13 protein-coding genes and 1 pseudogene are annotated in these 14,128 nt (G+C 64.9%); 7 read left to right on the plus strand and 7 right to left on the minus strand.

Annotated elements, in window-relative coordinates; all coding sequences use genetic code 11:
* Positions 1-23 precede the first annotated feature (23 nt).
* On the plus strand, positions 24-827 hold the full coding sequence (locus GRX03_RS01500) for a TrmB family transcriptional regulator (RefSeq protein ID WP_159762432.1): 804 nt from the start codon (positions 24-26) through the stop codon (positions 825-827).
* A 1-nt stretch (position 828) separates the two neighbouring features.
* Here GRX03_RS01500 and GRX03_RS01505 read toward each other — a convergent pair whose 3' ends face one another.
* Positions 829-1,218: a hypothetical protein gene (locus tag GRX03_RS01505; RefSeq protein ID WP_159762433.1), complete on the minus strand. Its 390-nt coding sequence runs from the start codon at positions 1,216-1,218 to the stop codon at positions 829-831.
* An 85-nt stretch (positions 1,219-1,303) separates the two neighbouring features.
* Positions 1,304-2,239: a GTP cyclohydrolase MptA gene (mptA, locus tag GRX03_RS01510; protein ID WP_159762434.1), complete on the minus strand. Its 936-nt coding sequence runs from the start codon at positions 2,237-2,239 to the stop codon at positions 1,304-1,306.
* A 170-nt stretch (positions 2,240-2,409) separates the two neighbouring features.
* Between mptA and GRX03_RS01515 the strand changes: the two genes are divergently transcribed.
* From GRX03_RS01515 to GRX03_RS01525, 3 genes are read left to right on the plus strand one after another with little or no spacing between them, the layout of a single operon-like run.
* Entirely contained in the window at positions 2,410-3,327 is a 918-nt protein-coding gene (locus tag GRX03_RS01515; protein WP_159762435.1) for a rhomboid family intramembrane serine protease, read from the plus strand.
* 2 nt (positions 3,328-3,329) lie between these two features.
* Positions 3,330-4,061 carry an endonuclease V gene (locus tag GRX03_RS01520; protein ID WP_201289149.1) on the plus strand — a complete coding sequence of 244 codons (732 nt, stop codon included), beginning with the start codon at positions 3,330-3,332 and terminating at the stop codon, positions 4,059-4,061.
* A gap of 36 nt (positions 4,062-4,097) precedes the next feature.
* Positions 4,098-4,922 (plus strand): SDR family oxidoreductase, encoded by an 825-nt coding sequence (locus GRX03_RS01525; RefSeq protein ID WP_159762436.1) that lies wholly within the window; start codon positions 4,098-4,100, stop codon positions 4,920-4,922.
* Here GRX03_RS01525 and GRX03_RS01530 read toward each other — a convergent pair.
* From GRX03_RS01530 to GRX03_RS01550, 5 genes are all read right to left on the minus strand, one after another.
* Positions 4,903-5,712, minus strand: a complete 810-nt coding sequence (locus tag GRX03_RS01530; protein WP_159762437.1) for a hypothetical protein — start codon at positions 5,710-5,712, stop codon at positions 4,903-4,905. The two genes, GRX03_RS01525 and GRX03_RS01530, sit on opposite strands and share 20 nt — an antisense overlap.
* Positions 5,709-6,956, minus strand: coding sequence for an outer membrane protein assembly factor BamB family protein (locus GRX03_RS01535; RefSeq protein ID WP_159762438.1), 1,248 nt, complete (start codon positions 6,954-6,956; stop codon positions 5,709-5,711). The genes GRX03_RS01530 and GRX03_RS01535 overlap by 4 nt, the downstream gene beginning before the upstream one ends.
* Before the next feature lie 62 nt (positions 6,957-7,018).
* Positions 7,019-8,077 carry a PAS domain-containing sensor histidine kinase gene (locus tag GRX03_RS01540; protein ID WP_159762439.1) on the minus strand — a complete coding sequence of 353 codons (1,059 nt, stop codon included), beginning with the start codon at positions 8,075-8,077 and terminating at the stop codon, positions 7,019-7,021.
* A 3-nt stretch (positions 8,078-8,080) separates the two neighbouring features.
* Complete coding sequence (locus tag GRX03_RS01545) at positions 8,081-8,587, minus strand: hypothetical protein (protein ID WP_159762440.1); 507 nt, start codon at positions 8,585-8,587, stop codon at positions 8,081-8,083.
* 75 nt (positions 8,588-8,662) lie between these two features.
* Positions 8,663-9,649, minus strand: a complete 987-nt coding sequence (locus GRX03_RS01550; RefSeq protein WP_159762441.1) for a methyl-accepting chemotaxis protein — start codon at positions 9,647-9,649, stop codon at positions 8,663-8,665.
* Positions 9,650-10,092: 443 nt separating this feature from the next.
* Between GRX03_RS01550 and GRX03_RS16675 the strand changes: the two are divergent.
* From GRX03_RS16675 to hemL, 3 genes and pseudogenes are all read left to right on the plus strand, one after another.
* Positions 10,093-10,491: pseudogene (locus GRX03_RS16675) on the plus strand (P-II family nitrogen regulator); the annotation flags it as partial.
* Positions 10,492-10,927: 436 nt separating this feature from the next.
* On the plus strand, positions 10,928-12,655 hold the full coding sequence (locus GRX03_RS01560) for an ammonium transporter (protein WP_159762443.1): 1,728 nt from the start codon (positions 10,928-10,930) through the stop codon (positions 12,653-12,655).
* A 135-nt stretch (positions 12,656-12,790) separates the two neighbouring features.
* Positions 12,791-14,128 (plus strand): glutamate-1-semialdehyde 2,1-aminomutase, encoded by a 1,338-nt coding sequence (gene hemL, locus GRX03_RS01565; RefSeq protein ID WP_159762444.1) that lies wholly within the window; start codon positions 12,791-12,793, stop codon positions 14,126-14,128.

Consider the following 14,128-nt stretch of genomic DNA (forward strand, 5'->3'; position numbering starts at 1 on the left):
GTTGGGAACAGAGACCGTAGACAATGGCAAGTCTCAGGGATCTCGGGCTGTCTGAGTACGAATCACGCGCCTACCGGTCGCTGCTGCAGACCGGTCCGACAACGGCCAAGGAGTTGTCCCGGACCAGCGACGTGCCGATGGGCCGGATCTACGACGTGCTCAACAGTCTGGAGACGCACAATCTGATCCGGAGTCAGACCGCGAGCCGGCCGAAGAAGTACGTCGCGGTCGAGCCCGAGACCGCACTCGACCGCCTCCTCGAGAACAAACGCGAGGAACTCGAAGAGAAGATCACCCAGTACGAGGAGATTGCGACGGAACTCGAAGACAAACTCGAGACGGCAGAGCCGGTCGACGAGCCGTTCTGGACGGCCGCACTCGGCGGCGGTGAGGCGGCAGAACTACTGGTCGAGCGGATCCAGGCCGCCGACGATCGGATCATCTTCGTCGCTGCGACCACCGCATCCTACGTCGATCTCGACGTCGTCGGCGAACAGATCGCCGAGGAACTCGAAGCCGCCATCGAGCGCGGCGTGTCGGTCTCGATTCTGCTTCACCCGAACGTCGTCGACGAACTCCCCGAGAGCGTCGGCCGCCGGTACCGATATCACCTCCAGAACCACGAGGAGTTCGAGGTTCGGGTCGGGCCGGACATCACAGCGACGTTCTCGCTGATCGACCGCGGCGAGGTCTGCATCGAGGTCCCCCACCCGACCGACGCCTCCGAACTCTTCGCGATCATCAATCTCAAGGACACGGAGTTTGCGGCAAACGTGAAACACGCCTTCGAGCCGCGCTGGGAGGAGGCGACCGAACTCGAACTCTGAGTCAGGCGGTCGGAACGCCCTCCTCTCGGAGCGCGGCCCCGAGCGACCGACGAGCGACGAGTGCGACACCGACGACCGCCAGCATCGTCCCGAGAGCAAGCGGGAGCGGCCGGCTCCCGACGAGCCAGGTACCCGCCGGTGTCCCGTAGAGTATCGTCGCCGGCGCGCCCCCGCCGAGGGCCACGGCCGCCGCGCCGGTGAGCGTCTGACTGACGTACTGCTCCGGCTCGACGTATCGCACGACTCCAGCGAGTACCGGAATCGTTCCGAGCGCGAGCCCGACTATCTCCCCAGTGAGTGGGTCGACGTACAAGATCCAGTACAGCGCGACGAACGCGCCAGTGATGATCGTCAGATCGAACGTCTGTGATGCAGAGAGCAAGCGGCGCATACCCCGACTGCGGGGCGAGCGGATATACGCGCGCCCCTCGCTCAAATCACCGTTGTAGTCGAGCGACGGCCGCGCCGTAGCGGATTCACTCCTCGCTGCCGACTTCCTCGCGCAGCGTCCCGAGTTCGGCGACCCGTTCGGCGTGTGCGTTGTGCTGGTGGATCGACTCGTCGTTGGACTGTTTCATCGTCACGACGGCGTCGTCCGGCAGATCTGGGAACTCCTCGACGACCCCCTCGGCCATCGAGCGCACGCAGTCCTCGACGAACTTCGCGTTCTGGTGGGACTGGTAGGTCATGTGATCCTCGTCGGGCCGTTTGGCCATGTTGTAGATCCGGGCGCTCATCGAGTCTCGGGCGACCTCGATCAGATCGTTGAGGTCGACCTCCGGCGCGCCGGAACTCTCGACGGTCAGCGTGGCGTGGCCGCGCTGGGAGTGTCCGGGCTGGGGCGCCTCTTCGAGGAACTGGTCGATCGTCTCGTCGTCGACGTCGAGGCTCCGGAGCGTCTCGCGGGCGCGACTCGCGGACATCCCCTGCGAGCAGGGACAGACTGTCATTCCGGTCACGCGTGCGCCGATCTTCTCGGTCGTCCCCCCGTCCTCGGTCGCCGTCGCGGCGGCGATGATGTCGGCAGAACTCTGCGTCGGACGCCCGCTCTCGGGCGTCTCCTCTCTGATGACGTACTCTGCTTCCATCCGTACCTCGGCTTTGGACGTGTAATCGTGCTTGTCGAGTAGCCGCTCGGCAGTATCGCCGCAGACATCCTCTACGCGATAGGTCGGCTCGCTGACGGCCTCCTCGAGCGTCTCGTCGATAACCTCCATATTCCGACTCATATCCGCACCTTTCCGCCAGGAGGGGAGATCGACGAACACCTCGAACTCCGCCATGAGGACGATCGGCCGCTTCTCCGGCCGGGCGACCTTGACGAGTTTCTCGACGCCTGTGACACCAACGCGGTTGAGTCCAACAGTGACCTCGGGACTGGAGGCCTGCACGTCCGGCAGTTGCTGACTCATCGAACCATATTATGGGGGAATAGGGGTTAGTGCTTTCGATCCGTGCAATCTCATTTTCGGATTCCGACAAGGATCGTTGCGTTCTCCAGACGAGTTTTTCGGCCGCCGCGCCCGACCGACCGAACGCCTCAAGCACAATTCATTTGCAATTCCCGCTCGAAGGTCCGGTGATGGCAGAGTGTGATATCTGCGGCGAGGAAGAGAGTATGCCGTACAACTGCCGCCACTGTGGCGGCACCTACTGCGGCGATCACCGCCTGCCCGAATCACACGATTGTCCGGGACTCGACCAGTGGGAACAGCAGGGTCCCGTCTTCGACAGCGGCTTCGAGGAGACCGTCGACCCGACGGCCTCCTCGGACTCTGGGCTCGCCGACCGACTCGGCATCGACACCGGCCCGGGCGGCACGCTCGCGTACTTCCGCGGCAACATGACCTTCGTCTTCCTCGGTTTGATGTGGATCACGTTCGCCCTCCAGTTGATCGTCCGCATCGGTTTCAGTCCGCAACTCGAACAGGCGCTGTTCGTTCTCTCGCCGGAGAACCCGCTGTACGTCTGGACGTGGGTCACCTCCGTCTTCGCTCACGGCAGTCCGCTCCACATCTTTTTCAACAGCATCGTGATCTTCTTCTTCGGCCGACTGGTCGAGCAGTACGTCGGCTCGAAGGAGTTCGCGGCACTGTTTCTCGGCAGCGGCGTCGTTGCAGGGCTGGCACAGATCGCTCCGGAGGTGCTCGGCTTTCAGGCGCTCGGCCCCGGCGTGGTCGGTGCCAGCGGCGCCGCGCTGGCACTGATGGGCGTCCTGACGATCATGAACCCGCAGTTGACGGTCTATCTCTACTTCATCATCCCGGCTCCGATCTGGCTGATCACCGGGGGCACGGTCGTCGTCAGCGCCTTCTTCGTGGTGTTCGACCCGAGCGCCTTCGGCATCGCACACATGGCCCACCTGGTCGGCGTGGTCATCGGCCTGGCGTACGGCCAACGAGTCAAGAAACGCGTGAGCATCCCCCAGCAGGTCCGCTTCGGCGGCGGTCCCGGCGGCCCGGGCGGCCCCGGCGGACCGCGCCGCCGCGGCCCCTTCTGACCATGCAGCCGGTTCGTCCCGAATTTGCCCCCGATCCGGCGCTGGACCGCGCGGAGATGGAGTCGCTCCAGCGAGAGATCGCAGAGACGGCGACCTTCGCGGACGACCTGTCGGTCGACCCCCTCGACCCGCATACCCTCGTCGCTGGCGTCGATCAGGGCTTTTCCGACGGCACCGCGACCAGTGCCATCGTCGTCACTCGTGGCGGCAACGTCGTCGAGCGTGTCCACGCGCGCGTCGACACGGAGATTCCGTACATTCCGGGGCTGTTGAGCTTTCGAGAGGGCGGAGCGATCCTCGCCGCTCTCGACGAGCTATCGACCGATCCCGACGTGTTCATGTTCGACGGGAGCGGGCGAATCCACTTCCGGGAAGCGGGGCTGGCGACACACATCGGCGTCATGCTCGACGCCCCGGCGCTGGGCGTCGCGAAGAATCTCCTCTGTGGCCAGCCTCGGGAGTCCCTTGACGAGCCGCTGCCGGAGGGCACGCGGGTCCCAATCGAGGCCGACGGGGAGGTGACCGCTCCCGACGGAACAGTGATCGGCCACGCGGTCCAGAGCCGCCAGTACGACTCCGGGAACCGGTACATCAACCCGCTGTACGTCAGTCCCGGCCATCGGCTGAGCGCCGAGACGGCCGCCGATATCGCCGAACACTGCTGTGACGGTTACAAGCTCCCGGAGCCGACGCGACTGGCGGACGCCCACGCGGCTGACGTGAGTCGTAAATAGCCGGTAATTAACTATCCCCCGTTCGTCGGGACCCACATGCCGAACAAGACGGTACTCATCACAGGCTGCTCCTCCGGAATCGGTCGCGCCAGTGCCGAACGCTTCCTCGACGAGGAGTGGGAGGTCTACGCGACGGCGCGCCAGGAATCCGACATCGCGGACCTCGACGGGGCCGGCTGTCGAACGGCCGAACTCGACGTGACGAGCGCGGCGGATATCGAACGCGTCACCGACCGCATCGAGGAGGAGACCGGCCGACTCGACTGTCTGGTCAACAACGCCGGCTTCGCACAGTACGGCCCGCTCGAAGATATCTCGACGGAGCGCGTCCGCGAGCAGTTCGACGTGAACGTCTTCGGCCCGCATCGGCTCACCCGAGAAGTCCTCCCGATGATGCGAGCACAGGAGGACGGCACTATCGTCAACGTGTCGAGCGTCTACGGCCGTATCTCGACGCCCGGTGCGGGGCCGTACGCGGGCTCGAAGTTCGCGCTGGAGGCGATGAGCGACTCGCTGCGGGCGGAGGTCGACGGCCTGGGAATCGACGTGGTGGTCGTCCAACCCGGTCCCGTCACGACGGAGTTCAGTTCCCGCGCGACCGAGGAACTCGAAGACCTTCCGCAGACCCGGGAGTACGGCTGGGTATACGAGGCAATCGAGGACGCGACCATCACCTCGGACTCGCTGCCGTTCGCGCTCGACCCCGACGAGGTGGCGACGGTGATCCACGACGCCGCCTCGCTCAGCGACCCCGAACCACGGTATCCGGTCGGCCAGTTCGCCAAACTGTCGGCGTACACTCGCTTCCTCCCGGACCGGCTACGCGATACGGTCTTCGGGTTCATGCGGACGTTGTTCTGAGATCGTAGACGACCCCGACCGTGACGGCGTGTAGCGAGGCGCCGACCCCGAAACTGACCACTGTGCCGCCGACGGGTAGGAGGCCGCTCGCCCACACCGCCAGCCCGAGTACGACGACGACACCGACGGTCGTCCATCCGAACCCGCGGATCGCTCTGTTGCTCCGGCGCACTGCCGCGAGAACCCCGTCACCGTCGACGAGCGCCGCGGGCACGACGAACAGTCGCACGGTGACGTAAAACCACAGGACGAGCAGCGGAATCCCCAGCAGCAGCGCCCCGCCGGTGAAATCGACCTGCAACGAGACGAAGGGCCAGGTCCACCCGACGGTGAGAAACGCGTACAGCAGGTAGGTGCCGGCGCCGGTGGCCGACAGGTCCGCGTCGAGCACCCGCGCAATCGTCAGATACCCCGCGAGCGAGACGGCGACGATCCCGAGCAGTTCGAGGCCGATCCCGTAGACCAGCAGTCGCGGCTGGAGATCGATCAGCCCGCCGAGCGTTCTGCTGGTCTGCTGTATCCCGCTCGGGACGGGAAACAGGTCGACGCTGATCTCGAACTCCCCCGGCGGTCCAGCCGTAGAGCGAGCGGGAAGCGGATCACGGCGCCGGAGTTCGTCGATCAGCGCGATCACGAAGCCGACGACCACAAACGGTGCCAGGAGCGTCGGGTCGGCGGCGAAGCGGCCGAACACGCGAGAGAGAACGCCGAGGGTGTTCTCCGACGACGACCCCTCGCCTGGTGTCTCCGGCGGCGCTTCCGTCTCCGTCTCGACAGCCTGGTCGGTCATGGTCCCTCCAATGCGAGTGTCTGATTGTAGGAGTTACAGTACAGTCGACCGTCGCCGACGACCGGCGGAGACAACGGTCCCCGTAGCTGATCCGAGTACTCGAACTCGAACAACAGGTCGCCGTTTCCTACGTCGAACGCAGCGAGGCGATCCGTCCCTGTCGCGTAGACCACACCGTCGGCGATGACCGGCGCTCGCCCGCAATCGCCGGCGGTCCACAGCGTCTCCCCGGTTTCGAGATCGAAGGCGTACAGCGTCTGCCCGCGCACGACCGCGCTGATTTCGTCCGTGACTGCGGCCGTCGATATCTCCGGTGTCTCCGACCGCTCTGGCGTCCGGTTCCAGCGGACGGTGCCGTCGTAACCAAGTAGCGTGACTCCGGACTCGTGTGGGACGAGCAGGCCAGTCGCGCTGGCGGTCAGCGCAGTTGTGTTTTGCAGATCCAGACTCTCGCGCCACCGCTGTGTGGAGCCGTCTGCTGCGACGGCGATGACGGTCCCGTTTGTACTCGCCGCATAGAGCGTATCGTTCCGAAAAACGGGGCGAGACAGTGGCGCGAAAAATCCCCACTCCGGAACCTCCGGCCGACGTTGCCACTGTACGGAGCCGTCGTTCGGATCGATGGCTACGACCGCGACTCGTCCGCCACGGGGAACGAGCGTGTAGAGTGTCCCGTCCCAGGGAACCGGGCGCGACGCGGGTCGTCGCGGGTTGCCGAACCCGGTGATCTGCTCCTCTCTGTGGACGAACTCGTTCGACAGCCACCGCCGAGTGGCGTAGTTCGTCCCGAATAACTCGACCCCGCCCCCGGCGTTCTCCCCGACGATTCCCCGCTGTGTGACGGCGGCGATTGTCCCCGTCTCGTAGTGCTCGGCACGAGCGCGCACGGGGGGCGTCGTGTACTCGGCGTCGCTCTCGAACCGTACCGTTCCGTCGTCGACGGCCAGCGCGCGGAGACGGCGTCCGGCGGTGTACAGCGCCGATCCGACTCGAATCGGTGCGAGCGGCCCCTCCCCCTCGACCCCGAGAAACGTCTGTCCGCGCGTCTCCCACCGTATCGTCGGCTCCGCTTTCGGACCGCTCGCCTCCGTGGTGTGTGCCGTCCCGGCGGCGTCGTATCGGCTCATCGGCCAGTCGTACGGGGACGATCCCGGAGACCAGCCGTCCCGAGCGAACACGCCCCCGAGTAGGCCGGTGAGTCCGAGGCCGCTTCCTGCGAGTACCGTTCGTCTGGAGGGCGACATCGTGACAGCCAACAGCACGCGAGAGTATGTATTTTTCCCAACTGGACGTGCGAAAAATCAACTCAGCCGGGTCGAAGTACCATCCGGACGACGGTCCAGCCGTTTTCGGTTCGCTCGTATTCGAGCTGTCCGTCACAGATCTCGACGGTACAGCGGGCGAGCCAGAGGCCGAGTCCGGTGCCGTGCTGGAGCTGTGTGATGTCGCCGCGCTCGAAGACCGGCCGCCGCTCGGAGGCGGGGATGCCGGGCCCGTCGTCGGCAATCTCGATGACGGCGCGTTTCGGCTCGTAGCGCGCGGAAACGCGGACAGTCGGGTCGTCGTCGTTGTGGACGATTCCGTTCTCGATCAGCGCCTCGATGGCTGTCGACAGCTCCGGGATTGCCTCGACCTGCAGCGACTCGGCACCGTCGACGGTGACCGTCCCGTCGAGTCGCTCTCTGAGGTGTTCGGCCGCCTCGGTACACATCGAGACGGCATCGACCGGTTCGAGCGCCCGGTCCTCCGTGAGCACTCGTTCGAGCGTCTGTGCCTCCTTCCCGAGGCTCGCTAGCTCGTGGGCGTGGTGGCTGATCTGTGCCGCTCGCTGCTCGATCTGCTCGCGGTCGCTCTCCGCTTCGAGTAGCTGTGCGGCGCTGAGAATCACCGACAGTTCGTTCCGGAGGTTGTGCCGGAGGATCCGGTGGATGACCTGGATGTGTCGCTCGTAGGTTCGCTGCTCGGTGATGTCGGAGTAGATCGCAAAGCCGAAGCGGCGGCCGTCGGCCCCCTCGTAGGGAACGCCGCGATACAGAAACTCCCGGACGCCGGTCGCGGTCTCGCGGCGGACGATCGCGTGATTCTGCCTGCCGGCGGCCGTTCGCTCGTCGAAGGTGTCGGCCTCGGTCTCGTGGTGATCGGGGATGATGTACTCGTTCAGTGACTCCCCGAGCACCTGCGTCTCGCTGTACCCGAACACCTCCTCGAAAGCGGGGTTGACGGCGCGGACGACCGGCGTCGTCTCGACCAGTTCGATCTCGACGACGGCGTCCCCGATCAGATTGAAGAGGTGACCGAACCGGTCTGCCGTTCCGTCGTCCGGCCGCGGTGGGTAGCAGTCCCCGGCGGGGTCCGGCGGACTCATCGGTCAGTCACCACGCACGGAGACCGCGGTGTTCGTCGGCCCAAGCGAGCGCGGCGGCGCGGAGCCGGTCGGAGAGTCACGAACGACGACGGACCGATCGCCGTCGCTCCCGGTCAGTTCGAGCACCTGGTCGCCAGCACCGGCGTAGAACGCGCCGAAGGTCTCGTCGACGGATCGCTCGTCGACGACGTTACAGACGGTATCGGAGGGCTCGAAGACCGTCGAGTCGTTCTCGTACCGGGCCGCACGCGCGGTCTCCTCGCCGAGCACAGCGATCTCGCCGGCGATGTTGCCGACGATCAACAGCGGTTCGTCCCGCCGGGCTGCGGTCTCCTCGTTGACCGCTGCCAGCGAGCGCGAGTCGACGTCGAAGACGTTGGTGCCGGCGTTCCATTCGTCGAACATGTCGAGGACGAACAGGCGGTCGGTCCCGAGCGCGTCACCGAGCGACTGGCCGTAGCTTTCGAGTCCGTCGGCGAGCACCGACCGTGAGAGCCCCTCCGGCGGCATCAGCGAGACGGCGTAGCCGGCGGCGAGCGCGGAGCCACACAGCGTCGCGACGACATCGACGATGGGGGTCTCGTGCTAGATGACACTCTGCCCGCCGACGAGCAGGCCGCCGCCGGTCGCCCCGTCGAGCGGTTCGATCCCGGTCGGAATCCGGTCGATCTCGTCGACGGAGAGCGTCGGCGTCGCGTCTCCGAGCGCTCGGTCGATCTCCTCCAGCATGACCGTCTGTTCGGCCCGAAACTCGTCGATGTCGCTGACGGTCTCGGTCATCTCCGTCGCCTGCTCCGCGGCGGACGTACAGCGATTCATGACGCTCTGACTGACGCGGGCCTGCTCGTCTGTCGCCTCCGAGACGGCGGTGACGTCTCTTGCAGTCTCGTCGACCGCGTCGGCGACGGCCGCGAGCTGTTCGAGGGCGTGCTCGACTTCGCCGGTGCTCTCGGTCACCTCCGACAGCGCGGCGTCGAGTTCGGAGCCGGTCGCGTCCGCTGCCGCCCGCACGTCAGTGAGAGTCCCCTCGATCTCGTCGGCGCGTTCCTGAGACTCTGCGGCGAGCGATTCGATCTCGTCGGCGACGACGGCGAAGCCGTCGCTGTCGTCACCGGCCCGGGCCGCTTCGATCGAAGCGTTCAACGCGAGCATGTTCGTCTGCTCGGCGATCCGCGTGATGCCCGCCAGCGCGGACTCGATCTCGTCGATCTGTTCGAGCAGCCCGTCCAGTTCCGTCTGTACCCCGATCATCGTCTCCTGGATGCTGTCCATCCGTTCCATCGCCTGCGTCGCGGACTCGTGGCCCTCCGTAACCCGGGCGGCCGCGTCTGTCGAGCGCTCCTCGACCTGTTCCGCGCTGGCAGCGATCTCCTCGATCGTGGCGCTCAACTCCGACACCGCGTCGGCTACCTCTGTGAGTTCTCCTTCCTGCTGATCCGCCCGGTCGAGTAGCCGCTGTAACCGGCTGTCGACCGATTCGGAGGTCGTCCGGACGACCTGTACCGCCCCCTGTGCGTTGACCAACGTCCGCCGATCCGAGTCGTCGATGTGTGCTGAACTACGACCGGTCATTGTTGAATATCTCTGGTAGTTTTCGAGTCCACAAACAGATTACCGAAGCTCTGTGGTGTATTTCTCTACGAATGTGCCCAAAATTGCGTGTAGAGTTAAGGGTTTCTCTAACACAGTAATAGCGTCCTTATACAGTACCTACTCGGCTGAGTGACAGGTGCCCGTGGGTTCTGATGGCACCCGCTGTTTGTATCCGGACAACGTTTATTATTCTGAATACACACTTTTGATCTGTATCGTAGCACGAACGACTGGCTTTCATCGGGAAGTCCAAACATACGATTACTAAAGATATGATACAACGCCTTACGATCGAGTTGACGACAGCAGAACTGTTGAGCGTCGCCGTTTTCCTCGGCGCGGTCTTCGGGGCGCTCGCGATGGTCGGCCTCAGACGGCTCTCTCGGGCAGAGTCCGTCCAGGCGGAACCGCCGGACACCCCAGCTATCGCCACCGACGGCGGTATCGAGACGCACGATCTCCGGGCCGACGGCGGCAGTGCCATCGAGATGGTCGTCGCGTACGTCCGCCCGGACAAACTCGGCGATGTCAAGCAAGGACTCGCCGAGGCCGGTGCGCCGTCGCTGACGGTCACGAACGTCTCCGGCCGGGGCTCCCAGCCGGCGAAGAAAGGGCAGTGGCGCGGCGAGGAGTACACGGTCGACCTGCACCAGAAGGTCAAAATCGAGTGTGTCGTCGCCGACGTGCCGACGGAGGATGTCGTCGAGGCGATCTCCGAGGCGGCGCACACGGGTGAACCCGGTGACGGCAAGGTCTTCGTGATGCCCGTCGAGGACGCGCTCCAGATCCGCACCGGCAAACGCGGTACCGAAGCAGTCTGACCATACACTCATCTTTTGAGATTCCTGGTGTACAAACGTCTAAGAGTGGGGCGCGAGCCCGGATTTCGGCCGTATCGCGGCGTTACTCCCCCAGTTTGCCCGGTACGGATCGACGCACGGCTGTCAACAAAACGAACGGTGGTCGCCGGGAGCGCGCGAGCGCCGCTTCACTGCCCCGATCGGACCAATTGGACTACACAATCGTCAGAAAGTTGCGGACATTTGCACGCATTTCTGTACGGTAAAGAACCTTATATTCATTGTATCGTGGCATATTTTGGTCGTTTGGACAGATATTCCGTGAAATTAAGTCCAATGTTAAGGCAACCCTTTTATGTTGGGATTGCACACAGTCTGGCGTGATCCGAATTACAAACACGCGGCAATCGCGGAAATACTTGGACAGGTTCGAAACCAAAACGGAGGCTAGCAAATAATGATCGAGTCAGTGCTACTCAGTTCGAGCGCAGCGGCAACCGAAACGGCAATCAGGGAAACTGCATCGGCAGTCAGTCAGACATGGATCCTGACGGTGACGTTTCTCATCTTCTTCATGCACGCCGGCTTCGCGATGCTGGAGTCCGGTCAGGTCCGCTCGAAGAACGTCGCCAACCAGCTCACCAAGAACCTGCTGACGTGGGCAATTGGCGTAACGGTGTACTTCCTGATCGGCGTCGCGATTGCGAACGTCGCGTCGGGACAGCCGGCCAGTCCGCCGTTCCAGGGAGCAGCCAGCGGATACATCGGCTGGCTCTACGGCGCAGTGTTCGCGATGACTGCGGCGACGATTGTCTCCGGGGCAGTTGCAGGCCGTGCACGACTCCGTGCGTACGTCGGATACACGATCCTCCTGTCGGCGGTCATCTACCCGGTCGTGCTGGCGATGACCTGGACCGGTCAGGGGACCGAAAGCGGCGGTCTCGTCGAGGTCGTCACCGGCGTGGCCTTCGCAGACTTCGCAGGCGGTATGATCGTCCACGGTATGGGCGGCATCGCCGGGCTGACCGCGGCCTGGATCCTCGGCCCGCGGATGGACAAGTACGACGAGGACGGAAACGCGAACATCATCCCGGGTCACTCGCTGACCTTCGCCGTCCTCGGCACGCTAATTCTCGCGTTCGGCTGGTTCGGCTTCAACGTCGGTACCGCCTCCGGCATCGCTTTCGAGACGACTGACAGCGGTACCATCATCCTCGACACCATCGCCAACAACAACGCCGTACTCGGCCGCGTTGCGATGACGACGACGCTCGCGATGGCGATGGGTGCGGTCGGCGCTGGCGTCGTGTCGGTCCTCAAAAACGGCAAGGTCGACACGCTGTACGTCGCGAACGGCCTGCTCGCCGGCCTCGTCGGTATCACGGCGATTCCGAACACGACGACCTGGTGGGGCGCGCTGATCGTCGGCTCGCTCGCCGGCATCCAGCTCCCACTGGTCTTCGATTTCGTCCAGCACAGGCTCAAAATCGACGACGTGTGTGCGGTCTTCCCGGTCCACGGTAGCGCAGGCGTGCTCGGCACCCTGCTGTACCCCTTCGTCGCGACGAGCAGCGCGCTCGGCGACACGTCGGTTCTCAACGCCTTCGTCGGACAGGCGTTCGGCGTCTTCATGATCACCATCTGGACGGTCACCGCGACGGCGCTCATCTGGGGCGCCTTCCGACTCGTCGGCCAGGCACGCGTCACCGAAGAACACGAGCGCGAAGGTCTCGACATCGCCGAACACGGCGTCGAGACCTACCCCGAATTCGGCGAACCGAACGTCGCCACCGACGGCGGACTCGACACCCACGACCTGCGACCCGACGGCGGCACCGGCAGCGGCATCGAGATGGTCGTCGCCTACATCCGTCCGGACAAACTCGGCGACGTGAAGAAGGGTCTCTCCGAGGCCGAGGCCCCGTCGCTGACGGTCACGAACGTCTCCGGGCGCGGCTCTCAGCCGGCGAAGAAAGGGCAGTGGCGCGGCGAGGAGTACAGCGTCGACCTGCACCAGAAGGTCAAAATCGAGTGCGTCGTCGCCGACGTGCCGACCGAAGATGTCGTCGAGGCAATCGCCGAGGCCGCCAGCACCGGCGAGCCCGGTGACGGCAAGGTCTTCGTGATGCCCGTCGAGGACGCACTCCAGATCCGCACCGGCAAACGCGGCACCGAAGCGGTCTAACGCGGCGTTTCCCCGTCTGACGCTCCCTTCTTTTCGCACGCAGGAGGCCGCGAGGCGTTCGTGCGATTCGCTGCCCCCTCGGGGGCGATACTGTTCGACAGTAGATTCTTTCTGTCTCCGGCCAAACGCTCCCGTATGAACCACGAGCAGTCCCGATCGCTGTACGACCGTGCGCTCTCGGTTTTGCCCGGCGGTGTCAACTCCTCCGTGCGCGCGACCCAGCCCTATCCGTTCTTCATCGAGCGGGGTGACGGCGGACACGTCATCGACGCCGACGGCAACAAGTACGTCGACTTCGTGATGGGCTACGGGCCGTTGCTTCTGGGCCACGACCTCCCCGAGCAGGTCCAGGCGGCCGTCCAACAACACGCCAGCCAGGGGCCGATGTACGGCGCACCGACCGAGGTCGAGGTCGAACTGGCCGAGTTCGTCGCCCGACACGTCCCGAGCGTCGAGATGACCCGTTTCGTCAACAGCGGCACCGAGGCGACGGTCTCGGCGGTGCGACTCGCTCGCGCGTACACCGGCCGCGACAAGATTGTCGTCATGGAGGGCGGCTACCACGGCGCGCAGGAGTCGACGCTGGTCGAGGGCTCGGGCGCGGACACCCACCCCTCCAGTCCCGGCATTCCCGACTCCTTCGCCGAACACACGCTCACGGTCCCGTTCAACGACGAGGAGGCGATCCACGCGGTCTTCGAGGAGCACGGCGAGGACATCGCGGCTGTGATGACCGAACCGATTCTGGGCAACTACGGCATCGTCCACCCCATCGACGGCTACCACGAGACCCTGCGGGACCTGACCGAGGACCACGGCGCGCTGCTGATCTTCGACGAGGTCATCACCGGGTTCCGGGTCGGCGGCCTGCAGTGCGCCCAGGGGAAACTCGGCGTCACCCCCGACATCACCACCTTCGGGAAGATCGTCGGCGGCGGCTTCCCGGTCGGGGCCATCGGCGGCCGCTCGGAGATCATCGAGAACTTCACGCCCGCCGGGGAGGTCTTCCAGTCCGGGACCTTCTCTGGCCATCCGGTGACGATGGCCGCCGGCCTCGAAACGCTGCGGTACGCCGCCGAGAACGACGTCTACGAGCACGTCAACGAACTCGGCGAGAAACTGCGGTCGGGACTGACGGATATCGTCGCGGACCAGGCCCCGAACTACACCGTCGTCGGGACCGACAGCATGTTCAAGACGATCTTCACGCGGGAGGGGCCGGACGGCCGTGACGGCCACTGTGAAGCGGGCTGCAAACAGCGGGAGTCCTGCTCGCGGTACGACCACTGTCCGAAAAACGGGATGGACGTGAAACGGACCGAGACGGACCGCTGGGAACGGCTGTTCTGGCAGGACATGAAAGATGCGGGAGTCTTTCTCACCGCGAACCAGTTCGAGTCACAATTTATCTGCGACGCGCATACAGAGTCAGATATCGAGACGGCCCTGGAAGCGTACAAGGCCGTGCTGTAG

This window comes from Halovenus carboxidivorans (genome assembly GCF_009831575.1).
In the GTDB taxonomy this organism is placed as follows: Archaea; Halobacteriota; Halobacteria; order Halobacteriales; family Haloarculaceae; genus Halovenus; species Halovenus carboxidivorans.

Bases quoted from the DNA above. Each gene is read 5' to 3' on its own strand.
- GRX03_RS01500 (WP_159762432.1), top strand. From the start codon at position 24: ATGGCAAGTCTCAGGGATCTCGGGCTGTCTGAGTACGAATCACGCGCC.
- GRX03_RS01505 (WP_159762433.1), bottom strand. From the start codon at position 1,218: ATGCGCCGCTTGCTCTCTGCATCACAGACGTTCGATCTGACGATCATC.
- mptA (WP_159762434.1), bottom strand. From the start codon at position 2,239: ATGAGTCAGCAACTGCCGGACGTGCAGGCCTCCAGTCCCGAGGTCACT.
- GRX03_RS01515 (WP_159762435.1), top strand. From the start codon at position 2,410: ATGGCAGAGTGTGATATCTGCGGCGAGGAAGAGAGTATGCCGTACAAC.
- GRX03_RS01520 (WP_201289149.1), top strand. From the start codon at position 3,330: ATGCAGCCGGTTCGTCCCGAATTTGCCCCCGATCCGGCGCTGGACCGC.
- GRX03_RS01525 (WP_159762436.1), top strand. From the start codon at position 4,098: ATGCCGAACAAGACGGTACTCATCACAGGCTGCTCCTCCGGAATCGGT.
- GRX03_RS01530 (WP_159762437.1), bottom strand. From the start codon at position 5,712: ATGACCGACCAGGCTGTCGAGACGGAGACGGAAGCGCCGCCGGAGACA.
- GRX03_RS01535 (WP_159762438.1), bottom strand. From the start codon at position 6,956: ATGTCGCCCTCCAGACGAACGGTACTCGCAGGAAGCGGCCTCGGACTC.
- GRX03_RS01540 (WP_159762439.1), bottom strand. From the start codon at position 8,077: ATGAGTCCGCCGGACCCCGCCGGGGACTGCTACCCACCGCGGCCGGAC.
- GRX03_RS01545 (WP_159762440.1), bottom strand. From the start codon at position 8,587: ATGCCGCCGGAGGGGCTCTCACGGTCGGTGCTCGCCGACGGACTCGAA.
- GRX03_RS01550 (WP_159762441.1), bottom strand. From the start codon at position 9,649: ATGACCGGTCGTAGTTCAGCACACATCGACGACTCGGATCGGCGGACG.
- GRX03_RS01560 (WP_159762443.1), top strand. From the start codon at position 10,928: ATGATCGAGTCAGTGCTACTCAGTTCGAGCGCAGCGGCAACCGAAACG.
- hemL (WP_159762444.1), top strand. From the start codon at position 12,791: ATGAACCACGAGCAGTCCCGATCGCTGTACGACCGTGCGCTCTCGGTT.